The 22687-nt window shown below is 69.3% G+C and carries 23 protein-coding genes; 7 read left to right on the top strand and 16 right to left on the bottom strand.

Translation table 11 applies throughout. From position 1 onward, the window contains the following. Positions 1–101: 101 nt before the first annotated feature. On the top strand, positions 102–1052 hold the full coding sequence (locus OHA77_RS24585; RefSeq protein WP_406311845.1) for a VWA domain-containing protein: 951 nt from the start codon (positions 102–104) through the stop codon (positions 1050–1052). Continuing rightward, positions 1053–2108, top strand: a complete 1056-nt coding sequence (locus tag OHA77_RS24580; protein ID WP_406311844.1) for a VWA domain-containing protein — start codon at positions 1053–1055, stop codon at positions 2106–2108. A gap of 81 nt (positions 2109–2189) precedes the next feature. Here the strand turns inward: OHA77_RS24580 and OHA77_RS24575 are convergent, their stop codons facing one another. After that, the gene (locus OHA77_RS24575; RefSeq protein ID WP_406311843.1) at positions 2190–3233 is read right to left on the bottom strand and encodes a saccharopine dehydrogenase family protein; all 1044 of its coding nucleotides are present in this window, start codon (positions 3231–3233) and stop codon (positions 2190–2192) included. 101 nt (positions 3234–3334) lie between these two features. On the opposite strand from OHA77_RS24575, the gene OHA77_RS24570 reads away from it, so the two are divergent. Then, complete coding sequence (locus OHA77_RS24570) at positions 3335–4282, top strand: helix-turn-helix domain-containing protein (RefSeq protein WP_326825870.1); 948 nt, start codon at positions 3335–3337, stop codon at positions 4280–4282. Positions 4283–4477: 195 nt separating this feature from the next. On the opposite strand, the gene OHA77_RS24565 is transcribed toward OHA77_RS24570, so the two are convergent. Beyond that, positions 4478–5341 (bottom strand): NAD(P)H-binding protein, encoded by an 864-nt coding sequence (locus tag OHA77_RS24565; protein ID WP_406311842.1) that lies wholly within the window; start codon positions 5339–5341, stop codon positions 4478–4480. A gap of 88 nt (positions 5342–5429) precedes the next feature. Here OHA77_RS24565 and OHA77_RS24560 point away from each other — a divergent pair, with 88 nt between their 5' ends. Beyond that, on the top strand, positions 5430–6170 hold the full coding sequence (locus OHA77_RS24560; RefSeq protein ID WP_406311841.1) for a TetR/AcrR family transcriptional regulator: 741 nt from the start codon (positions 5430–5432) through the stop codon (positions 6168–6170). A gap of 104 nt (positions 6171–6274) precedes the next feature. Here the strand turns inward: OHA77_RS24560 and OHA77_RS24555 are convergent, their stop codons facing one another. The 8 genes from OHA77_RS24555 to OHA77_RS24520 form a co-directional block, all read right to left on the bottom strand. After that, positions 6275–6580, bottom strand: a complete 306-nt coding sequence (locus OHA77_RS24555) for a hypothetical protein (RefSeq protein WP_406311840.1) — start codon at positions 6578–6580, stop codon at positions 6275–6277. 7 nt (positions 6581–6587) lie between these two features. Beyond that, the gene (locus tag OHA77_RS24550) at positions 6588–7916 is read right to left on the bottom strand and encodes a High-affinity nickel-transporter (protein WP_406311838.1); all 1329 of its coding nucleotides are present in this window, start codon (positions 7914–7916) and stop codon (positions 6588–6590) included. Continuing rightward, a complete protein-coding gene (locus OHA77_RS24545; protein WP_406311837.1) occupies positions 7913–9214 on the bottom strand; it encodes a tetratricopeptide repeat protein in 1302 nt (433 codons plus the stop codon). The genes OHA77_RS24550 and OHA77_RS24545 overlap by 4 nt, the downstream gene beginning before the upstream one ends. Before the next feature lie 40 nt (positions 9215–9254). Then, entirely contained in the window at positions 9255–10634 is a 1380-nt protein-coding gene (locus OHA77_RS24540) for a DUF4331 domain-containing protein (RefSeq protein ID WP_406311836.1), read from the bottom strand. A gap of 74 nt (positions 10635–10708) precedes the next feature. After that, entirely contained in the window at positions 10709–11221 is a 513-nt protein-coding gene (locus tag OHA77_RS24535) for a hypothetical protein (RefSeq protein ID WP_326825876.1), read from the bottom strand. A 420-nt stretch (positions 11222–11641) separates the two neighbouring features. Continuing rightward, positions 11642–12310, bottom strand: coding sequence for a Mu transposase C-terminal domain-containing protein (locus OHA77_RS24530; RefSeq protein ID WP_406311834.1), 669 nt, complete (start codon positions 12308–12310; stop codon positions 11642–11644). 22 nt (positions 12311–12332) lie between these two features. Continuing rightward, complete coding sequence (locus tag OHA77_RS24525; RefSeq protein WP_406311833.1) at positions 12333–13115, bottom strand: MerR family transcriptional regulator; 783 nt, start codon at positions 13113–13115, stop codon at positions 12333–12335. 146 nt (positions 13116–13261) lie between these two features. Continuing rightward, entirely contained in the window at positions 13262–14839 is a 1578-nt protein-coding gene (locus tag OHA77_RS24520; protein WP_406311832.1) for a serine hydrolase domain-containing protein, read from the bottom strand. A gap of 136 nt (positions 14840–14975) precedes the next feature. Between OHA77_RS24520 and OHA77_RS24515 the strand changes: the two genes are divergently transcribed. Continuing rightward, positions 14976–15230 (top strand): recombinase family protein, encoded by a 255-nt coding sequence (locus OHA77_RS24515; RefSeq protein WP_406311831.1) that lies wholly within the window; start codon positions 14976–14978, stop codon positions 15228–15230. Between the two features lie 115 nt (positions 15231–15345). On the opposite strand, the gene OHA77_RS24510 is transcribed toward OHA77_RS24515, so the two are convergent. The 4 genes from OHA77_RS24510 to OHA77_RS24495 are packed head-to-tail and all read right to left on the bottom strand — an operon-like array spanning position 15346 to position 19231. Further along, positions 15346–16647: an MFS transporter gene (locus OHA77_RS24510; RefSeq protein ID WP_406311830.1), complete on the bottom strand. Its 1302-nt coding sequence runs from the start codon at positions 16645–16647 to the stop codon at positions 15346–15348. Positions 16648–16683: 36 nt separating this feature from the next. After that, a complete protein-coding gene (locus tag OHA77_RS24505; RefSeq protein ID WP_406311829.1) occupies positions 16684–17637 on the bottom strand; it encodes a threonine/serine dehydratase in 954 nt (317 codons plus the stop codon). Then, on the bottom strand, positions 17634–18464 hold the full coding sequence (locus OHA77_RS24500; RefSeq protein WP_406311827.1) for a fumarylacetoacetate hydrolase family protein: 831 nt from the start codon (positions 18462–18464) through the stop codon (positions 17634–17636). The genes OHA77_RS24505 and OHA77_RS24500 overlap by 4 nt, the downstream gene beginning before the upstream one ends. After that, positions 18461–19231 (bottom strand): hypothetical protein, encoded by a 771-nt coding sequence (locus tag OHA77_RS24495; RefSeq protein WP_406311826.1) that lies wholly within the window; start codon positions 19229–19231, stop codon positions 18461–18463. Before OHA77_RS24495 ends, OHA77_RS24500 begins: the two co-directional genes overlap by 4 nt. Positions 19232–19352: 121 nt before the next feature. On the opposite strand from OHA77_RS24495, the gene OHA77_RS24490 reads away from it, so the two are divergent. Further along, on the top strand, positions 19353–20258 hold the full coding sequence (locus OHA77_RS24490) for a LysR family transcriptional regulator (RefSeq protein ID WP_326825886.1): 906 nt from the start codon (positions 19353–19355) through the stop codon (positions 20256–20258). Positions 20259–20557: 299 nt separating this feature from the next. On the opposite strand, the gene OHA77_RS24485 is transcribed toward OHA77_RS24490, so the two are convergent. Continuing rightward, a complete protein-coding gene (locus OHA77_RS24485) occupies positions 20558–21100 on the bottom strand; it encodes a GNAT family N-acetyltransferase (RefSeq protein ID WP_406311825.1) in 543 nt (180 codons plus the stop codon). 88 nt (positions 21101–21188) lie between these two features. Here OHA77_RS24485 and OHA77_RS24480 point away from each other — a divergent pair, with 88 nt between their 5' ends. Beyond that, positions 21189–21563, top strand: a complete 375-nt coding sequence (locus OHA77_RS24480) for a DUF1214 domain-containing protein (RefSeq protein WP_406319866.1) — start codon at positions 21189–21191, stop codon at positions 21561–21563. A 290-nt stretch (positions 21564–21853) separates the two neighbouring features. Here the strand turns inward: OHA77_RS24480 and OHA77_RS24475 are convergent, their stop codons facing one another. After that, positions 21854–22630: an alpha/beta hydrolase gene (locus OHA77_RS24475; RefSeq protein ID WP_326825889.1), complete on the bottom strand. Its 777-nt coding sequence runs from the start codon at positions 22628–22630 to the stop codon at positions 21854–21856. Positions 22631–22687 lie beyond the last annotated feature (57 nt).

Below are 22687 nucleotides of genomic sequence, written 5' to 3'. Positions count from 1 at the left end.
GACCGAGCCTGCCGAAGCCGTCGCCCGAACCCGGGACCGGTCGCCATGACCGAGCGTGCCGAAGCCGTCGACCGACACATGAGGCCGGCGAAGGAGGCCTCATGACCCTGTCCTCCTCGCTCCTCCTGGTCGTCGGGCTGCTCGTCACGGCGGCGCTCGCCTGGGCGGCCGTCGTCTCGGCGCGCCGCCGGACGGCCGCCCTCACCGCAGCCGGGGTCGCCGTGCCGGGCGGCCGCCGGGCGTATCTCGGAATCGGTCTGACGATCGCCGGCGTCGGGGTACTCGCGATCGCCACCGCCGGACCGGCGGCCATGGTGCCGGTCCCGCGGACCGCGGGCACCGTCATCCTCGCCATCGACGTCTCCAACAGCATGGGTGCCGACGACGTCGCGCCCACCCGGCTGGCGGCCGCGCAGCGGGCGGCCCGCGCGTTCGTGGCGGCGCAGCCCGACAGCGTCGACATCGGGGTCGTCGCGTTCGAGCGGGGTGCGCTCACCACCGCACGGCCCGACGCCGACCACTCCGTCGCGCTCAAGGCCATCGACCGGCTGAAGATCACCGGCGGCACCTCGCTGGGGACGGCCGTCACGGCCTCCCTGTCGGCGATCACCGGCAAGCAGGTGGCCGTCGGCCACGACGGCACCGCGCCCGACATCGGCTACTGGCCGTCGGCGACGATCGTGATGTTCTCCGACGGCCAGAACCAGGGCGCGGACGTCGAACAGGCCGCCGCCGTGGCCCAGGGGGCGGGCGTCCACATCCACACCGTCGGGGTCGGCACCACGGCCGGGGCGACGGTGCAGGTCGACGGCTACCGTCTGCAGACCTCCCTCGAGGAGGACACCCTCACCTTGATCGCGCAGACCACCGGCGGCGCCTACCACCCCGCCTCCGACACTGCGCGGCTCGACGGGATCGCCGACACGATCGACCTGCGGCTCACCGTCTCCGACGAACCGCTGCCCCTCGCCAGCGGGCTGATCGGGCTCGCCCTCGCACTGCTCACCGCGGGCGCGGCGCTCACCGTGCTCCGGTCTGGACGGGTGATCTGAATGTCGTTCTCATGGCCGTGGGCGCTGCTGTCCCTCCTGGTCATCCCGCTGATCTTCGCCATCCGCGAGTGGACGCGGCGCCGCCGCCGGCGGGCCGCCGTGCGCGTCACCTCGATCGCGCTCGTCCGCAGCGCCCTGCCCGGCCGTACGCGCTGGACGCGGAAGATCCCCGCGGCACTGTTCATCGCCGGACTCGCGCTGCTCGCGGTCGGGGCCGCGCGACCGCAGGCGTCGGTCCCGGTGCCGCAGACGTCGGCGACGATCCTGCTCGCGCTCGACACCTCCGGCTCCATGTGCTCGACGGACGTCGACCCCAACCGCATCACCACCGCGAAGAAAGCCGCCGCCGAATTCATCGAGTCGCAGCGGGGCGGGCCGCGTATCGGCCTGGTCACCTTCGCGGGCACCGCGGGTCTGCTCGTCCCACCCACCGACGACACCGACTCGCTGATCGAGGCACTGGACGGCCTCGCCGTGTCCCGCGGCACCGCGATCGGGCAGGCCGTGCTCACCTCGATCGACGCGATCGCGGAGGTCGACCCGTCGGTCGCCGCGACCGGGGCGAACCCCGCCGGCGGCGGGTCAGGCTACGCCGGGGCCGCGATCGTCGTGCTCACCGACGGCGCCAACACCCAGGGCGTCGATCCGCAGATCGCCGCCCGGGAGGCGGCCCTGCGCCGCGTCCGCGTCTTCACCATCGGCTTCGGCACCACGAACCCGGCCCCGATGGTCTGCGACAACTCACAGTTCGACGGCCGCGGCTTCAGCGGCTGGGGCGGCTTCGGCGGCCGCGGCGGATTCGACAGGGGCCGCAACCCCCGCACCATCGACGAGCCCGCGCTCAAACAGATAGCCCAGACCACCGGCGGCTCCTATCACCGCGCCGAGAACGCCGACCAGCTCCAGAGCGCCCTCGACGCCCTCCCCGGCAGCTTCACCGTCGTCCGCCGACAGGTCGACACAGCCGCCGCCTTCGCCGCCGGCGGTGGCATCCTCATCACTGCGGCCCTGTCCCTCTCCCTCTGGTGGAATCGCCCCCGGACCCCGGCCCGCTGACACCTACCTGTGGCCGCTACGCCTCAGCGGTCCCCGCCGGTACGGGCCGCCGTTCAGTGGATCCCGGCACGGGCAGCCCGGTCAGCCGCGGGTGTCGAGCGGGGCGTGCAGCGAGAGGTGCGCGGACAGGGCGCGGAGGAAGTCCGGGGCGTCGAAGGCCGCGCCCGCGGAGGCCACGCCGGTGGTCCTGGTCCGGCCGGTGAGGATGCGGTCGACGGCCTCCACCGCGAGCGGCGCGCTGATGGCGTAGATGTCCTGACCGGCGGCGGACACGCGGCGTTCCGTGCCGCCCGAGCGGACGAGGACGTCGACGACGAAGGTCTGCGCGGAGCGGCCGCGCTCGTCGACGGCGGTCGGTGCCGAGGCGTCAGGAGCGGCCAGGTCCGCGGCCGCCTTGGCGGTCATATAGGTGCGCACCTCCGGGATGTCCAGGTGGCTGGGAACGGTGACGACGTCGGCCATGGTGAACTCTCCGATGACGCTCTGGGGGCCGAGCGGAGCCGGGAACGGCCACTCCAGGGTCGGCAGAGCGTCATCGTGGTACTCCAGCCGTCCGCCGGTGAAGCGGACCCGGCGGCCACCTCGTCGCTGCCCCGAGACCGTGCCCGAAGCGAGCGTTCCGTCGGTGGGGTGCCAACTGCTCAGGCCGTAGGCGATGTGTGCCTCGTCCGCCGCCGTCCAGTCACCCATCGCGGTGGCGACCAACAGGTCGCCGAGGCCGCCGTAGAAGGCCATCGCCGGGACCACCACGGTGCCCGCGGCGCGGGCGCGCTCCCCGAAGTGCGCGAACGTGTCGACGTTCGCCTCGATCTCGGCCGCCACGTCGACATACGGAATGCCGGCGCGCAGCGCCGCCTCGACCAGCGGGCCGGCGGTCGAGGCGAAGGGTCCGGCGCAGTTGATCACGGCGGTCGCGCCGTTCAACGCGCGGTCGAGCGAGGCCGGGTCGTCGACCGACGCCTGCCGCGCCTCAAGTCCGGGGTGGGCCTCCACCAGTGCCACCAGCTTGTCCTGGTCGCGGCCGAGGAGTAGCGGGACGTATCCGCGCTCGCGCAACTCCGCGACCACGAACCGTCCGGTGTGCCCGTAGGCGCCGTACACCGCCACGTTCCGACCTGATTGCATGACTGCTCCCACGTGCTCAAAGTGTTCCACTGCGGAAATCCTGTCCCTTTTGACCTATCGGTGCCAGCGTCTGGAATGACACGACCCGTACAATTTCCGACATGAGTTCTGTCCCGCGCTCCGTCGCGGTCGCCGCCACCGACGGGATGCTGCACTTCGAGCTGGCCCTGGCCTACGAGGTCTTCGGCTCCGCCCCGGCCGCCGTACCAGGCCCCTGGTACGACGTCAGGGTGTGCGGCACGCACGCCGTCCGGGTCGGCCGGTTCCTGCTGGAGCCGGACTGCGGGCTCGACCGGCTGGCGCACGCCGACACCGTGATCGTCCCCGCCCTGGCGGACGTCGACGAGGACCCGCCGGCTGAGCTGGTCGAGGCGGTGCGCGTGGCTCACGAGTCGGGCGCGCGGGTGGTCTCCCTGTGCACGGGCGTGTTCGTGCTCGCCGCCGCCGGTCTGCTGGACGGGCTGCGCGCCACCACACACTGGGCTCACACCGAGGCACTGGCCGCGCGTCATCCCCAGGTGGAGGTCGACCCGGACGTGCTCTACGTCGACAACGGCAGCGTGCTCACGTCCGCGGGCAAGGCCGCAGCGATGGACCTGTGCCTGCACCTGGTCCGCCGCGACCACGGCTCGGCGGTCGCCAACGTGGTCGCCCGCCGCCTGGTCGTGCCGCCTCACCGGGCCGGCGGCCAGGCCCAGTTCGTCGCCACACCGGTGCCCGCCCAGGACGGACATCCCCTGGCCGAGCTGCTCACCTGGGTGATGCGGCGGCTGGACCAGCCGCTCACCGTGGAAGACCTGGCCCGCCAGGCGAACATGAGCTCGCGCCACCTGGCCCGCCACTTCCGCTCGGTAGCCGGCACCACCCCGCTGCAGTGGCTGCTGACGCAGCGGATCCGCCGCGCGCAGGAGCTGCTGGAGACCACGGACGACAGCGTCGACACCATCGCCTCGGCCGCGGGCATGGGCACGGCGACGACGCTGCGCCGCCATTTCCACCGCACGATCGGCGTACCGCCGGACGCCTACCGCCGCACGTTCCGACCATGAGGCCGCGGAGCGTCCGACCGCCGTCCGGGTGCGGCTCGTCACCTTCACCGAGGGCCGGTACGTGCAGGAACCGCACCGCGGACCGTACGCCGAAGAGCCGAAAACCCTTGCCAGGAGGGAGCGCTACGTCCGTTCATGCCGAGATGAGTGCAAGGTGGCCGCCCCATAGGGCGGCCACCTTGAAAGGAGGAGGGTTCACGGCTGGGTGGTGAGTTCCTCCAGCATCGAACGGACCGGCGTGGCTGTGCGCTGGAGGAGATTCTCAAGCTCCGGTCCGGTGGTGGAGAACTCCCCGCGGCGTGCTGCGTGGAACATGCCGAGCAGCATGTTCGCCCGATCCGCGGGTGCACCGTGTTCGATCACTGTGGCCGCCCACTCGGCGTCGTCGGCGACGACGCGGCGGATGGTGCGTCCGGTGAGTTCGGTGACGATGCCGGCGATGTCCGCAAGGTCGAGCGTGTCCGGTGCGGTCAGTGGCGGGGTCGGACCATCGAACCGGCCCTCGTCGGCGAGGATGATCGCTGCCGCTTCGGCGAGGTCGGCGTGCGTGGTCCAGGAGACGGGCCCGTCGGCCGGCGCGACGAGTTCGCCGGTCTCGAGCGCCCGGCCGAGTAGGTGCCCGATGGTGCCGGCGTAGAACCCGTTCCGCAGCGCCGTGAACGGTATGCCCGTCTTCGACAGGTAGCGTTCGGTGGCGGCGTGGTCGGGCATCGGTGCGAAGACCGAATCCTCGGCGGCGCCCTGGTGGCTGGTGTAGAGGATGCGCTCGGCGCCGGCATCGCGAGCGGCGTCGATCGCCGCGACGTGCCGGGCAACCGCCGCCTGACCCGTCTGGTCGGCCGAGACGATGAGCACCTGCGTTGCGCCCTCGAACGCATCGGCGAGGGAGCTGGGGTCGGTGAAGTCGCCACGTCGCACGCGTACCCCGCGTGCGACCAGGTCGCCGGCGAGGTCGGTGTCGCGGACGCTCACGCCGACCTGGTCCGCCGAGACCCGATCGAGCAGCCGATCAACGATCTGGGAGCCGAGTCGGCCGGTACCACCGGTAATGATGATCATGATCTGCCCTCTTCTGCTAACGCTGGAATGACATACATGCTACCAACGTTAACAACGCGGATAGCAATGATGCGTTATCGTTGGAAGCATGGGAGAGGTGAGGCCGGACAGCGCCGGCAGGCACAAGACGCGAGCCAACATCGTGGAGTGTGCGGCGCGACTCCTGCGCGAGCAGGGCGCAAGCGCGGTCACCACCCGCGCGGTCGCTCAGGCGGCCGGTATGCAGGCGCCGACCATCTATCGGTTCTTCGAGGACAAGGATGCGCTGCTCGACGCTGTCGCCGAACATGTCTTCGCCACCTACGTCGCAGGGAAGTCCCTCGTCGAGGACAGCGGCGACCCGGTTGCAGACCTACGGGCGGGGTGGGACACCCATATCGGCTTCGGTCTCGCCAACGCAGCGCTGTTCGGTCTCCTCACCGATCCCGGCCGCGGGGCTCGTTCGCCGGCAGCGACCGCCGGCCTGGAGGTTCTGCGCGCCCGAGTGCACCGCGTTGCGGCAATCGGCCGGCTTCGGGTTCCGGAAAGGCGCGCCGTCGAACTCATCCACGCCGCCGGCACCGGCGCCGTGCTCACCTTGCTCGCCATCCCGCTGGAACACCGGGACCTCGACCTCGCCGACGCGATGTACGAGGCGGTGATGCGCTCGATCCTCACCGACGTGCCGACGCTTCCCGCGGACAGCGCGACCGCGGCCGCTGTCGCGTTCCGGGCCGTCGCACCGAAGCTGACAATGCTCACCGACGCCGAGCGCGCCCTGCTGTCGGAGTGGCTGGATCGAGTCGGCGACGGCCCGACCACCCCCGGTGCCTCAGCCGGCCCCGATTGAGATCGCGATCAGATGCCGTCCAAGATGGACCGCATCCACGAACGGATCGTTCCGTCTGGATGGCACGCTCGTTCGGATCGAGCGCGCCGCCGGGGAAGTAGCCGTCACCGCGTCGTCCGGCGCGGCGCGCGGCCGCGCCCCATCACGAAGTCGCCGATCCGCATCCCGAGCACTTCGCCCAGACGCATCCCCATCTCCACCAGCAGCGCGAACAGCATCCGATCTCGCACATCGCCCCGCCGTTCACCGGCGCTGTCGTCGAAGACAGCGCAGCCATCGAGGATCGCCCGAACCTGCTGTGGCAGGAGTGTGGGCGGGCGATCCCGACGCCGTGAACGCCGAACTCGAACCAGAGACGGCTCGGGGCCATCGAACATCGACGCCGTGGCGGCTGGGTTCCCCGAGCGCATGTGGTGTTCATACGAGGGCGGCCACTGCGCGCAGCGTGACACCCGTGCCCACGAGCAGGACGAGCGTGGCGGTCATGGCGGCGCTGTACGGGCGCAACCGCTGTATCCGCCCTGCCAGAGTGAGGTCGCCCAGCCTGCGCAGGACGAGCGCTGTGCTCAGTAGCGTTATCGCCATGCCGAGTCCGTAGCACACCACGGTCAGGACACCGAATGCGGTGCGTCCAAGTGCCACCGCACCGAGCAGGACCACCAGGGCGGACGGGCTGGGCACCAGCCCACCGGCTACCGCCAGCGCCACGACCCCACCCGACCGCCTCTCGTGCCCGTGCCCATGTCCGTGCCCATGTCCGTGTCCGTGTCCGTGGTGGGGCCGGTTACGGAAGGCGGAGCGGAGCAGGCCGGCGCCGATCACGGCGATGAGGAGCCCGCTGGCCACGCCGAGCCAGCCCAGCACCACCTCACCGGTGATCGCGCTGGCGACCGTGATCAGCATCCCCAGGATCAGCACGCCCGCCGTGTGGGTGGTGGTGACCGTGGCCGCGACGGTGACGGCGTCCCGCAGCCTACCTCGCCGTCCGGCGAGGTAGGCGGCCATAACGGTCTTGCCGTGGCCGGGCATCGCCGCGTGCACGGCCCCCAGCACCAGCGACAGGAGCAGGGCCAGCAGCCCGAGTGGCACAGTCAGCCGATCGGCGCCGATCAGTGTGTCGAGCCGGTCGGCCAGCAGGCTGGTGTGGCGGGTGATGGCGTCCATGCCCGGCACGCCCGCCGGCGCGGTGGGGCCACCGTCGCCCGGCTCCACCGTCAGGCGCGCCCGGCGTACGTCGAGCGGTGAGCTGAGCAGATCGGCGGGGTAGTCGCGTAGCTCGCCGGACACGCTGTCCGCAGGGACGGTGGAGTCGCGCAGGCGCACGCCGTACCCCCTGGCCGTGATCTCCCGCCAGCCCATGGCGTCGCCGTGGTAGGTGTTGGCGAAGGTGAGGGCGAGCGGCCGGTCGACACGCAGGGACGCGGTCAGACGGCACGTGAGCCTGCTGGTGCGCAGTCCGGCGGCGCCCGGCTGGTAGACGAAAGAGGCGGTGGTGACACGCCAGGTCAGCGGCCGTCCCCCGGCCTGCGAGCGGACGGCGTCACGCAGTTCGGCGCAGGCGCGAGAGGCGTGGACGTCCGCAGGACCGGTCGGCGGCTGTTGCAGGGTGGGGATCTCGGCGAGGTCCACGATGGCGAGGTGCTCGATCCTGTCGCGGTGGATCGTCAGCCCGTCGTAGTGGTTGATGCTGAAGTTGCCCAGTGGATGCGCGGCCAGCACCATGGCGGCGGCGATTGCCGCGATCATGGCGTCTCTGCCAGCAAAGCCCGAGCCCGCGTTGCCCCGGCCGGTGAGAAGTGCGGGTTGATGGACATCGCCCTGGTGAGGTGGGCGCGAGCGGCGGCGGTGTGCCCGAGCGCGTGCTCGATCTCGCCCCGGTGGTAGGCGAACAGTGCGTTGCGCCCGCCGAGCGCGTCGGCGCGGGCGGTATAGGCGGCGGCCTCGGCATGGTGGCCGGCTTGGTGCAGTGCCCAGCCGAGCGCGTCGGCGACCTCGACGCTTTGGCGTCGTTTCCATTCCGCTCGCAGGTGCCGGACCGCGGTGTCCGCGTCGCCGTGGTTCGCCTCGAATGTGCCCATGGCCAGGTTGTCGGTGTCTCCGTTCGCGGCCAGCAGCTTGTGCTGGGCGGTGAAGACGGCGTACTGCCGCCTGGCTCCGTCTCCGTCGCCGAGGTGCTGGAGCAGCTCCCCGTACTCGATGACGAACGACGGGGAGCGGGCGACGGCGGTGGCGTAGTCGCGCAGGGCCTGGCCGGTGTGGCCGAGCGCGGCCTCCGCGCGGGCCTTGCCCGCGCGTGCGGGCGCGTGTTCGGGGTCGGCGGCCAGTGCCTGGGTGTAGGCGGTGAGTGCGGTGCGAGGGTCGCCGTTGTTCCAGGCGAGCTCGCCGAGTTGCCATTCGCAGAAGGCGTACTCGGCGGGGTCGCCGGAGATCACGCAGGCGCGGTGCAGGAGGTCGCGGGCAGGGCCGGGCCTGCCGTGCAGGTGTTCCAGGCGGGCGGCTCTGGTGAAGGAGGCGAGGTCGGGGTGGCCGTCGAGCATGCGGCGCAGCGTGGTCTCGGCCTGTTCGTAGTGGCCGAGTTCGAGGTGGGCGTCGGTGAGCACGCCGTACAGGGCCCAGCGGAACGGCGCGGCCTTGCGGGCGCGTTCGGCCCAGCGGAGCGCGCCGGCGAAGTCGTGCCGAGCGTTGGCCAGGGCGCCCATGCCGATCGTGGCGTCGATGTACGGCTCCCCGTCGCCGGTCGGCTGGCGTAGTGAACGTTCGAACGCGCCTTGGGCCCTTTGGTAGTAGGCGGGATCTGTGGTGCGGCGGGCCTGCTCCAGGTACATGTTGCCGAGGCTCGCCCAGACCGCCGCGTCGTCAGGGTGACGGCGCAGGCGCAGCTGGGCGGCCTCGATCGATTCGGCCAGGTCGTACGGTGACCAGCCTGCCGGGACGGGAGGCGGCTCGTCCCGGCGCAGGCGTCCTCCGGGGGCGTACAGAGTCAGTAGGACGCATCCCAGCAGCACGCATCCCAGCAGGGGCAGCAATCGCCGTACGCGACTCATCTGATCGGATGTCCTCGGTGGCGGTTCAGCCGGTGGTGGGTCAACCGGCGGCGGTGACGGGCAGCGCCAGGTAGGGGAAGCTGCCGGTGATGGGCTTGAGCAGGAACGCGGGGTTGTCCTCGGCGATGAGGCCCGGCGCGCCCCGGCCCGCGGGTTCGCCCAGGAGCATCCGCAGGTTGACGGTCACGACGTCGTCGATGAGGCGGCGACCATTGGGGTAGCCCTGGGCGTCGCCTTTGAGGATGCCGTACTTGTCGGGTGCGGCGGCGAGGGGTGTGCTCATGTTGAGCCGCAGTTCTTCCGCCTTGGCGATGCGCGGGGCGTCCTGATTGAGCAGGTGGGAGTTGAGGTCCTGCTTGATCGGCCCGTCCGTCCGCGCGGTGAGACCGGTGAGGTAGATCTGCTCCAGGTCCTTGCGCGGGACCGGTGGAGCCGTGACGCCGGCCTGTTGGGCGACGACCTCGGCCTGGTCGGAATCGAGCGTGGCCGGTACGACGAGGTTGCCGCTCTCGTCCCCGTCCGGTCGCAGGGCGTTGAAGTGATCGCGCTCCTTGAGCGGGATGATCACTTCGTTGAAGTTGGGGTTACCCAGCCGGGAGACCTGCTTGTAGTCGGCCGAGCCGGAGCCGAGCAGGCCGCTCGATTTGCGGGAGGCGGTGGTCCAGACGCCGATGACCGGGTTGCGGACCGGGTCGCCGCCGAGCGCCAGCTCCGACTTGGGAAGTTGCAGGGCCAGGGAGCTGACGTTCATCGGTACGCCGGTCTTGACCGGGAAGAACGGGAGCCCGAACCTGAGCAGGTTGACGGCGTGGTTGTCGGAGTAGAACGGGTCGGCGGCGGTGCCGGTGAACACCTTGCCCCCGCCGGGCAGGTCGACGACGGCCTTGCGGCGCAGCGCCGGGTAGTCGGGAGTGGCCAGGGCGCCCATGTCGGTGGGGGCGGCGTACCCGTTGCGGACCAGGGTCTCCGACTTGCCGTCGCGCAGCCTGGTCAGCGTGTAGCTCTGCTCGACCAGAGAGTCCAGCGGGCCGGCCGTATGCTCGCGCTTGCGGGCGAAGGAGGGCACCGGCAGGCCCTTGTTGGCGAAGGTCCATCGGTAGGTGACGGCGGCCTTGCCGGTGCCGGTGTTGTCGATGTGCACCTCATAGCGGGCGTCGGTGTCGAACTGGTACGGCTTGTGCGGCACCTGGAAAGGGATGTAGTCGGCCACGATCGTGACCGTGTCCTGCCGTTCCGGGCTGGTGAAGGCGTACAGGTCGGTGGCGTCGATCTGCTTGTTGAGGGTGGTGGCGGGGGCGTCCCAATGGCTGGTCGCCGTGCTCGGACGCATCGTGGGACCGAGGAGCACCGTGGCCGTCAGAACGGCGACGGAGGCGCCGGCGATCCACGTCCACCGGCTCCGAGCGCTGGTCAGTTGCATCTGTCTCTCGATTCGCGAGTACCGGGCCGTGCCCGCGGACACGGCCCGGTGAAGCTCAGGTCAGGGGGCGTCGCCTACGGCACGTACTGGACGACCGCGTCGAGGTTCGCCAGGTAGTCGCCCTCCTTCAGCGGGATGCCGGTCACGTCCTTGACCGTCCGGCTGAGGTACGCGCTGGTGTAGAAGGGCCAGCGCTTGGGCCCGATCCCGCCTTCGAGCAGACGGGGTGTGGGCACGTTCGGGGCGAACTCGTGCAGCTTGTACGTGGCCACAAGCTGCTCGCCCTGAGACTTCCCGTCGATCTCCACCTGGGCGTGTGCCCCGTCGGGGCGCAGGTAGATGTCATGGATGGCGGCCGTGTGCCCGCTCTTGACGTCATTGAAGACGAAGCCGCCGGGATAGTAGACGCCACCGCATGGATCGATGTGATCCTGCTTCCATCCGATGGGCATGTAGATGCCCTTGTTACCGGGCTTGGCCTCAATGGGGGCGATGCCCTTCACCTGTACGCCGCGCTCGTCGAGGAGTCGGACGATGTCGGTGCCGAAGTCGAAGTTCGCGTGTCCCTTCGGGCCGAAGTACGGCAATTGGAAACAAGAAGCGCTGGGCGGCTGAATGGACGGAGCTCCGGGGATCGGCGGGAATGGGCCCGCCTGGGCGGCGGATACCGGCGCAGCCGCGAATATCACGGCGCCGATCACGAGTGTTCGACCGATTCGAACAAGAGCATGCACAGTTATCGACCTTCCGTCGAAAGGAGATTCAGAAGTGACTCTGACCTGCGATTACATGCTCAAAGTAGTGATCATATGACGCTCTGTAAAGCGAGGCTCCAAGAGCCTGCAGAAAATTTCGCATCCTGAATGCAAGCTCCGCCGGTATATGGCCGGGATTCTCCGGAGCTATTTGGCCGGATGCTCTGAGTACTTGACGACAAGAGTGTGGCCCCGCCGTGGCGGGGCCATTGGTTGTCGCGGTGTGGTGGGTCGCGGGTTCGAGGCGGGGCCTCACATGACTCCGGTCGACGGTGCGACCGAGCCGGCCACACAGCAGGGAGATCTCCTTGTCGAGTTTGTCCGGCGTGCTGTGCATCTTGGGGGTGTACATGACGGCGCGGACGGCCAGGACGTCGTCGGCCTCGGGCGCAGCGGCCGATCCATGCCCATTGAGGTGCGGGGCGAGTTGGTCCCAGCGGGTGTAGGCGCGGGCGGATAGCGTTTGAGTCGCGGTCCGTCACCAGGGGTAGGGGTGTCGCCTTCGTTCAGGGGGTTGCTCGCGGGGGCGACCTGGTCGGGGGTGGTCCACCGGCGCAGCGCGGTCGTGGCCGGGTAAGCGGCGGGCAGCGGTTCGTTGTGCAGGGCCAGCAGGGTGTCGACGACGGTACTGCGGGTGGTGAGCTGGCCGCGCAGGTGTTTGCGGCGGGCGTTGCGCGCGGCGGTGATCTCTTTCAGGCCGATAGTCTCACCGGACAGTTCGGGGCAGATCGCCCGGCATAGGAACGTGCCGTCGGTGCCGTCCGGCTGGCGCAGGTAGACGCGGATCTCGGTGATGTCGCGGGGGTCGTAGCGGATGGTGACCTGTTCGCCGACGTAGTCGGCCAGGACCGGGTCCTGTAGCGCAGGGCGAGGAACTGGATGCCGTCGGTGTGAACCTTGCGGGGCTTGGCGACGGTGCACAATGGACCAGGGCGCGGCGTGGTCAGTGGGTGTTTGGTCTGGGGATGTGGATGCCGGCGGCGCGGAGCTTGGTCTCGACGAGCGTGACTCCACGGGCCGCGGCCGATCCCTGCTCTTCGCCGTGGAGGGCGATCAGTTCGTACCGGGTCGCGGCCTCGGTGCGGGCCTGCAGACCGGTCATGATCTTCAGCAGTGCGGGGTTGGCGAGGAAGTGGTCGGCCATGGCGGTGGCGAGCTCGGCGATGCGGGGGTCGTCCGGTTCCCAGGCCGTGGCTTCGGTTGCGCGCTTGATCAAGGCGACGAACCGGGTGTCATCGAGGGCGTGCTCGAAATGGGTGAGGTAGTCGTCGAAGCCTTCCGGGACCAGGGCCTTGGCCAGCACCCAGCCCTCCCTGGTGGCCGCCACATCGTCCGCGGGGAATCCGAGGCCGGACATCCGCTCCAGCAGCGCCACCGCGCGGTCGCCCAGCAGAGCCCGGTCGCCGTCGGCGAGCCGATGCAGCGTGTCACGCCGCACGATCAACTCCTCGATCCGTTCGGTCAGCTGCCGCTCGACGTCGGCGAGCGCAGCGGCGAACAGCGCGGCATCGGCGTCGAGCAGGGGCCCGATCTCGGCCAGCGGCACCCCGGCGGCGGCCAGCGTCCGGACCTGCACCAGCCGCAGCAGATCGGCCGATCCGTACCGCCGGTAGCCGGAGCTGTCGCGTTCCGGCTCCTTGACCAGGCCCAGCTTGTGGTAGTGCCGCACCGTCTTCACCGTGACGCCGACGAATGCCGCCGCCTGCCCGATCGTGACTCCGTTCATCTGCACAATCCTGCCTTGTGCTCGAGCTCGACGACTACGCACACCATGAACGGGACCACGCCGAGCTCGGTGTGGTCCCGGTCCGCGTCTTTTCTGGTGTACGACCGGAAGGGGGCGGCGCATGGTGGCGTACGGGGCACAGGTGCTCAGTCCGTCGGCTGAGCCGGCTCGGCCGATCCGGCCTGCCCACCGCAGAACACCTCGTTGACGAGCCTTTGCTGGGCCTTCTGGAACGCTGCTGCGATGGACATGTCGGCATCGTCCACGCAGTTCAGCGCGGCGGTCAGGGTCGTGCCGCCGTCGGGTGTGCTGTACATCAGCGCCGCGTGGCCCACGGCGGCGCCGTTGTGGGAGATGAGGGTGCCGCCGCCGTCGGTGGTCACCACGAACACGCCCAGGCCGTAGTCCATGTTCGGGATGCCCGTCGGGTGCGGGGCGCACATCTCGGCCAGCAGCGGAGCCGGCAGCAGCTTGCCACCCACCAACGCGGAGATGAACGTGTGCAGATCCCGGGTGGTCGAGATCATGTCACCACCGGTGGAGATCCAGGACGGGTTCTGGCGGGTGATGTCGACCGTCTGCTGCCGGCCGTCCTCCTCATAGCGGTAGTAGGCGTGGGCGTGCGGCTCGGGGATCTCCGGCGAGGCGTCCGGCACCACGGTGCCGGTCAGGCCGAGCGGCCCCAGGATCAGCCGCTGCATCTCCTCGGCGTAGGTGCGGCCGGTGACCTTCTCGATCAGCAGCCTGGCCAGCACGTAGTTGGTGTTGGCATAGCTCCAGCCCGTCCCCGGCTCGAACCGCGCCGGCTTGGACAATGCCAGCTCCACCAGCTCCTGCGGCCGGTAGGTCTTCAACCGGTTGTCCAGCCACTCCGTGCCCGCGGGGCCGTAGGGCATGGAGATCCCCGGCGCGAACGTCCCGTCGTCGTAGACCTCGCCGGTGAAGTTGAACACCCCGCTGGTGTGCTGCAGCAGCATCCGCACCGTGATCCGCTCGTCCAGCCCGAACTCGGGCAGGTAGTCCGCCGCCGGGATGTCCAGCCCGATCCTGCCCTCGGCCACCAGCTGCAGCACCAGGGTCGCGGTGAAGGTCTTGGTGTTGCTGCCGATCCGGACATGCCCGTCGATCGGCGGCTTGGCGGCCCCGCCCAGCTCGGCCACCCCGGCGCTGCCGGCCCACTCGCCCCGCTCATCGTGCACCCGCAGCGACACCCCGGTGAAACCGGAATCGACGATCTCCTCGATCGCCTTCTGCAACTCCGGGCGATCCTGCCCGGCAGCAGCCGCCGACGCGGCCCCGCTGTCCCCAGTGGCCACCCCGGCGGCGTCGAGGGCGGCGGTGATCTTGCGGGCCATCTCGGCCATGGCGGGGCTGGGCTGGCCATGACGGATCTGAGCGGTTTCGATGGCGAGCAGGACGGTGCTGCGGAAGTTGTCGGCCTCTGCCGGAGCCTGCTTCTCGAGCAGGGTCACCGCTGCGGTCAGGGTCGGTAGCACCTGGTCGGCGAGCGCGGCGACGGACTTGCTGTCCAGTTTGATGCTCTTTGACCTGTCGCCGAGCACGTGCCCGATCAGGCCGGTCGCCGACGCCAGGGCGATGCTGCCGTCGGTGGCGATCTTTTGCGGCTTGCCTCCGGCGGCACCGGCAGCGGCAACCAACGAGACCGCGCCGTATGCGGCGGTCCGCAGGGTGCTCTTGTCCTGGTCGGAAAGGATGATGGACATGATGGTTTGCTCCTTGGAATCTGTTATGTCCGGTCGGCGTCGCGCCGCTGCGACGAGCTTGCACCCTGACCCGAGGTCAACCTCAACCGTGATCTAGCCCACAGCCACTTTCCGTGGTGTTCCGGGCGCTGTCCCGGTGACGGAGGGCCATGCGGGACAATCACCGGCCACGGACGGCCAACGATGGGTCGGATACGCCCGCTGCTCCACCAACGAGCAGGACGTCATCGTGCAGACCCAGCAACTGCGCGCCCTCGACGTCGAGACAGACCGGGTCTACATCGACTGCGGCTTCTCCGGCACCACCCGGACCAACCGCGCCGATCGGAGTTGCCGCCATCCACCGATGTCGGTGGATGCGATAGTGCGCGAGGTGTCGAAGAGTCGATAGGTTGACGACGCTCTGCTGGGCGGTGTTCCAGGTGATGGTGAAGGCGGGATCGGTGTTGAGGCTGGGCATGGCGGCCCAGGAGGCGCTGGACACGGTCAGGCGACGGGGAGCCGGCTCACCGGTTCACCTCCCCGGCGGGGAGACGATGGATGATCACTATGCTGATGGCCAGGAGAACAATGGCGGCGATGAAGCCGCTCGCCGCATTCCCGGTCAGGTCCTTCGTCCAGGCGAGCGCATAGGTGGCGACGAATCCACCCAGATTGCCGATCGACGAGATGAGCGCCATTCCCGCCGCGGCAGCGGCTCCCTGGAGGAAGACACCGGGCAGGCACCAGAAGACGGGGTAACTGGCGACGATCCCGATGTTGGCCAGGGTGATCGCCAGCGTGACGAACAGCACCGAACCGTCGGTCGCGATGGCCGCCGCCAGCCCGGCGATGGCCAGGGCGAACGGCACGATGATGTGCCAGCGGCGCTCCCGAGACCGGTCCGACAGGAACCCGTTCATCAGCAGGGCCACGATGCCGCACGCGCTGGGGATCGCCGTCAGCCAGCCGATGACGTTGGGGCCGCTCGCTCCCGCCTCCTGCAGGATGGTCGGCAGCCAGAAGCTGATCGTGTAGGTGGCGGTCAGGAAGCTGAAGGCGACCAACCCCAGTCGCCACACGCGACCTGACCTGAACGCGGCGCCGATATCGTGCCCCTGAGTGGGAAGCTCGTCCCGGTCAGCCTCAAGCACCGTTTCCAGCCGCTCTTTCTCGGCTTCGGAGAGCCAGCCGGCTGTCCGTATGCTGGAGGAGAGCGTGAGCGGAAGCAGCAACCCGAGCAGGACGGCGGGCGCGGCTTCGAGAAGGAACAGCCACTGCCACCCCATCCAGCCGTTGGTTCCGTCGAACCACGACATGATCCATCCCGACAAGGGCCCTCCCAGCAGCGAGGCGGCGGGCAGGCCGATTAGGAAGAACCCGATGATGCGAGCGCGCCGCCGCGAGGGATACCACTGAGTGAGATAGAGCAGTACGCCCGGAACGAAGCCCGCCTCCGCCACGCCGAGCAGGAACCTGAGCAGGTAGAACTGCCAGGCGTCGGTCACGAACGCCGTGAGACCGGACAGGATCCCCCAAGTGATCATGATTCTGGCCAGCCACCAGCGGGCGCCGACCTTCTGCAGGATGATGTTGCTCGGTACCTCGAACACGATGTAGGCCACGAAGAACAGGCCGCCTCCGAGGCCGTAGACGAGCTCGTTGAATCCGAGCGCGTCGAGCATCTTCAACTTGGCGAGCCCGAGATTGATGCGATCGAGGTAGGCGAACAGATAGCCGAGAAAGATCAGGGGGACGATCCGCATCGAGACTCTGCGGAAGAGCGCGGCGGTTGCCGCGGGCGAGACGGAGACGGAGGCAGGGGGCATGGAGGGCCTCTCAGGGGACAGCGGACGAAGGCCGGCTCAGGGGGTCAGCAGACGGGGATCGGTGTTTCCGCCGCACACCAGCACGCCGACGCGCTCACCGGGGCGAGGCCGGTAGGCGCCGCTGAGCAGGGCGGCCAGCGCGGTGGCGCCGCCGGCCTCCGCCGGGAGCCGAAGGGCCCGCCACAGCGCGGCCTGGGTGTGGACGATGTCGCCGTCGTCGACCAGGACGACGTGCGAGACGGCTTGCGAGCAGATTCGGTGAACGAGATCTCCGACGTTGCGCGGGCCCAGCGAGTCGGCGGCGACGGAGTCGACGGCGACGTCCACGGGACCTCCGGCTTCGAGCGCCGCGTGCAGGGCACGGGAGCCGCGGGGTTCGACTCCCACGACGTTGACGTGGTCGCCGTGCCACCACGAGGCGAGCCCCGAGATCAGCCCGCCGCCGCCCACAGCGACCAGGACGGTGTCGAGTCCGGGCGTCTGCTCGTCCCACTCCAGGGCGATGGTGCCCTGGCCGGCGACCGTCGCGGGCACGCCGAAGGGGTGCACTTCGTGCGCGCCGGAGTCGTGCACGTGGTCCGCGCAGACCCGTTGGGCCTCGTCGTAGTCGCCGCCGGTCACGATCACGTGGTCGGTCAGCTCTTTGATGGCGGCCAGTTTCAAGGGGCTCACCGTGGCCGGCACGAAGATCGTCGCGTGGAGGCCGAGGCGGCGGGCCGCGTACGCGACGGCGATGCCGTGGTTGCCGCCCGAGGCCGCCGCGACCCCGGCCTCGCCGATGCCGTCGAGTACGGACAGGATGTTGTTGAAGGCGCCGCGCGGTTTGAAGGAGCCGGTGTGCTGCAGCAGCTCCAGTTTCAGGTTCAGGTGCGCGTCGGTCGCAAGACCCACGTCGTCCCCGCGGATCTGGATGACCGGCGTCCGGCGGGTGTGGCCGGAGATCCGCGCCCAGGCCGCCCGGATGTCCGCGGCGGCGACTGGAAGGCTCATCGGACGACCTGCCGCTGGTGTCCGAGACCGTCGATGTCCAGGCGCATGACGTCGCCGGGCCGCAGATAGCGGCCATGCGCCATCCCGACCCCCGCGGGCGTGCCGGTCGTCACGACGTCCCCCGGCTCCAGCACCATGAACCGCGAGATGTAGGAGATCAGGAAAACCGGTGGAAAGATCATTTCCGCGGTGCTGCTCTTCTGCATGAGGTCTCCGTTGAGGGTCAGCGACATCGCGAGCGCGGACACATCGCTCAGCTCCTCGGTGGTGACGAGCCAGGGGCCCAGCGGGCCGAACGTCGGCGCGCTCTTGCCCTTCAGCCACTGGCCGGTGCCGCCCATCTGCCAATGACGCTCGGAGACGTCGTTGCAGATGCAGTAGCCGGCGATGGCCCGCTCCGCCTCGGCCTCGTCCGCGCGATAGACGCGCTCACCGATGACGATGGCCAGTTCGAGCTCCCAGTCGACCTGGGCAGCGCCGTCCGGGATGAACACATCGTCGTACGGACCGGTGAGGGCGCCAGCTGCCTTGCTGAACAGGACGGGCTCCGCGGGGACGTCCATGCCCGTCTCCTGGGCGTGGTCGCGGTAGTTCAGTCCCACGGCGATGAAATTACGGGTGCCCGCGACGGGCGGTGCGAGTCGCGCCTCGGCCGGGACCAACGGCAGCGATTCCTCGTCGAGGGCGGCAAGGCGTGAGATCCCAGCCCGCCCCAGCGCCTCACCCGCGAGATCGGGGATGTGTCCGGACAGGTCTCTGAGCCGGCCCGAGGCGTCAATGAGGCCAGGCTTGGGCGCCGATCCCGACCAGTGGCGAACGAGTTTCATCCGGCGATCCCCCCGGAGCCGGCGAGGTATTCGGCGCCCACCGAGCGGCAGTCCATCTCGTACTCCAGATCGACCACAGGCGGACGGTGCGGGTGCCAGGTCACGCTGTCCGTGCAGCGCAGAGGGGCCATCACCGCACCTGCCAGCAGCCGCTGGACGTCGTGGATCGTGTAGACCTGGACGACTCGCGGAGGATGGCCGGACACGCCCAGCCCGTCCATCCGGCTCTTCAGCGCGGCCGTCACGAACCGCACCTTGGCCAGCAGGCCGTCGGCGGAGACGTCCTGATAGGCGACCATGTGATCCCGGTACTCGCCGAGCCCTTCGGGAGACTCCGCGCTTCCCGACACCACGTACTGCACGGTGCCGGCCTGCGCCGGTACGGTGAACGCGAACGCGTGAGCGCTCGGTTCCAGCACCGGATCGACGGTCGGGCAGACGTTGCTGCGCGCCACCGGATTGGCGCCGCTGGTTCCGATCACGCCCCACTCGTCCAGCAAGGCGATGTACTCAGCGTTGAACGCGGTGAACGACGACTCCGTGAACGGCCGGGGTGACCGCAACTCCCACGAGCACAGGGCGGTCAGCGGCCTGCCCGCACCGCCGATGATCCTTTCTGCCGCGCCGAAGGCGGCACGGAGCGGCACGGGTGCCGGGAACTGGACACGGACGATCCCGTACGCGGGGTCCGCCACGACGCCCGCTGAGTACTGCCCAACCCCTGGCAGGTACCGGTAACCGGATCCCGCGCCGGCTGCATACACCATTTTCGGTCCTCTCTTTTCCACGGAATGAGCGTCCCATTCGCGAAGAGAGAGGGCAATTATCCGATTTTGCAGCCTTCGTGCTAATTTTTCGCATGCACCAAGGTGAGCGGGGGAGGCCGACATGCTCGAGACCCCGGCGATGCGTTACTTCCGTGAAGTGGCACGCACCGGCTCCATCGCCCGTGCCGCAGACAGCCTGTTCATCGCGCCCAGCGCCATCAGCCGGCAGTTGCGCCTACTGGAGGAGCATCTCGGTGTCGAGGTGTTCACCCGCGGGTCCAAGGGCATGGTGCTCACCGCTTCGGGTGAGCTCCTGCTCGGGTTCGCCGACCAGCAGCTCACCACGGCCGCACAACTGCTCGTGGAGCTGACCTCAGGGTGTCACAAGACCACTGGTCAGGTCACGGTGGCGACGGTCGAGGCGCCGCTCATCAGCTTCGTTCCCCAAGCGTTGGCCGAGGTCGCCTCCACCCACCCGGACATCGTGGTGAACGTCGTAGCGGCGGGGTCCAACGATGTGGCGGCCCTCGTCGCCGAGAACCGGGCCGACCTGGGCCTGGTGTTCGGCCCGGTCCCACGCTCGGACGTGGCGGAACTGGTGGCCCACCCCTTGCCGCTGTTCGTCATGGTCGCGCCCGGCCATCCGTTGTCGGCCCGGCCGCGGTGCGATCTGACCGACCTCCTCGACGTACGGCTCGCGCTCCCGGACAAGTCCTTCGGCATCCGCCAGGAGGTCGAGCGCGCCGCCGCCGAACACCACGTCCGGCTGAGCGTTGCCTACGAGACCAACTCGCTGGCCCTCCTGCGCGAGCTCGCCGTCCGAACAGGGGTGGCGATCTTCATGCCGATCGAAGGCGCCCGCCCCGAACTGGACGCAGGGCTGCTCACCACGGTCGCCATCGACGACCGGCGGCTCACGAGCACCCGCATCACTCTGATCAGCAGGCTGGCGGCAAGCGGTTCCCCGGCACTGACAGTGGTGCGCGACGCCTTGACAGTCGCGATGCGCGGTTCGTCGCGACGATAGCGGCAAGAACGATGGCTCGGCGGTCGACCATCGGCAAGCCGGACCTCCCACGTAGAGGGCATGCGTTCACGTCTGCGGCGGATGGTGACTGATGGATGGCTGCGCCCGGACGTGGGTGTCACCGCGCCCGTACCCGCCCAAGCAGCTCGGCTGGCTGCGGGCTGACTTCCGGCGAGCCGGCCGCCGTCCGCACCGAACATCTGCGTTCACGAGTACGGCTGAGCTGATGTTCACGAGGGCAAGATCGCTCCCTGTGGAATGGCTGATTGTTTCCCAGGTCGCTGGTGGACTGCGCGACCTCAGAGGTTCCGCAGGAGCATCAGGACTTCGTCACGATCATCTCCGGGGCCAAAGCGGAGCGCGCCGGGCCAGCGACCGATCTCCTCCCAGCCAAGGGAGACGTAGAATTTCTCCAGTCCGGCCCCGCCGCGGGCTTCCAGGCGTAGGTGTTCCAGGCCGAGTTCATCGCGGGCTACCTCGCGGACCTTGGCCATCAATGCCTTGCCGTATCCCCGGCCGCGGTGGTCAGGGTGGGTCTGAACTCGTTGGACCGCGCCCCAGTGCGGGACCAACGGGTCAGTGTAGCGGTGCAGATGAAGCCAGCCTGCCACCCGGTCATCCACGGTCGCGACGATCAATCGGCTGTATTTCGCATCAAGCCCGGCGATCAGTCGGTCGGCGACCGGGATGACCTCCAACTCTGTGACCGGTGGGAAGGCGAAGCCGACTGCGCCTCCGGTGTTCGCGACCGCTGTCCAGCAGGCGATCAGTTCGCTGCGGAGGTCGGGCCTTATGCCATGCGGGCTAATGATCTGCAGGAAATGGGGCGAGTTACTGCTCATGGGGCTAGTCTTCCAGTCCTCGCCCCATACGGGAGCAGCGCTTTCGTCGGACCCTCGGACTATCCCGCCGAAGGGCAGTTGACCAGTACTGACCACCGACCTCGGTGAGCACACTGCGCTGACCGCTGATCGCTCCTACAGCCTGCGCTTCACCCGCGAGAACCTGCCGCCCGCGAAGTTCTTCTGGTCCATCACCATGTACAACCTGCCCGACCGGCACCTGGCCGCCAACCCCATCGGCCGCTACTCCATCGGCGATCGCACACCCGGCCTCCACTACGCCGAGGACGGCTCGTTGACCCTCACCGTCCAAGCCGACGAACCCACCGACCCGACCCAGCACGCCAACTGGCTGCCCACCCCCGAAGACGGCCCCTTCACCGTCATCTACCGCCTCTACGGCCCCGACCCCGCCACCATCAACGGGACCTGGACCTTCCCCACCATCCAGCCAACCACCTGATCCCCGGCCGGAGGGGCGGCAAACGACGCTGAAGGTCATCCGCCTGGACCGGCTGTCGCGTTGTTCATCGAGACGCGTGCGGAAGAAGGGAGATGAGGTCGCGGGTCATGGATGAATAGCCGGTGGTCAGGCTGTTTCGCCTGGGTGGGTCTTGGCTCGGCCTGGCCCAAACCCGCGCCCGCACTGAACAGCGCAGCACGGGTTGATAATCAATCTGCGCGCCCATCGCCGCACGGAAGCCTGGAGGTGGGCGCTGTCATTCTCACCGACGTTGGGCCGCGAAGGGGCTATCACGGCCTGAGATGTGAGGCCCTGTCCTCGGCCAGGAACGGCAGTACATGGGGGAGCACATCGGCGGATCTGTCCCAGCCGCCCTTATGGTCAGCGGCCGGCAGGGAGAAGAAACCCGCGCTGGCGCGTTCGGCGAACGCCCGCATCGGGTCGTGCCAGGGATCGGCCGTGCCCGCGTACATCAAGATGGGCACCCCGCAGGCCGCCAACTCGGTGGCCAAGCCGGGCTCGCGTGAGAACGCATCGTAATTGGCGCGGAAGGCGCCCAGGTCCCCGGCGTCGACCAGGACGGCCTGATACGGATCAGCCAAAGCCCCCTGCTTAACGATCTCGTAGGCATCGATGTCGGCGGGCAAACCGAGCTCCCGAATCGCCTGGTCGACCGCGGAGCGAAAGCCGTTGATGGGATCGTAGGCGCCGGCGACCAGCCGGGTCAGGCGTTCGGGCGCGTGCGCCGCGACCGCATAGCCGGTCATGGCGCCCAGCGAATAGCCCCAGAACGCGGCCCGGTCAGCGCCGACATCGTCGAGCACGGCGGTGACGTAGTCGACCCGATGCTGCAAGGAATATGCCTCGATCTCGCGCGGTGCGTCGCTTGCGCCCAGTCCCAGCGGATCGATGGCGATCACCGTGTGGGCGGCGGTCAGGGCCGGGGTGTATCCGCTGTGGGCCCAGTGCGCGCCGTCCTGGAGCATGCCCGGATGCAGCACGACCGGCGGGCCGTCCCCGAACACCTCGTAGGAGATCTTGAAACCATGGCTGCGTGCGGTGGGCACGTGTCGCTCCTTGTCCTCAAGCAAGAGTCGCTGAGCAAACGACGGATGAAGGGCCTT

It is taken from the genome of Streptosporangium sp. NBC_01639 (genome assembly GCF_045209755.1).
Classification (GTDB): Bacteria; Actinomycetota; Actinomycetes; order Streptosporangiales; family Streptosporangiaceae; genus Streptosporangium.
Note: the sequence above shows the minus strand (reverse complement) of the source record. Positions and strands in the feature narration are given on the sequence as shown.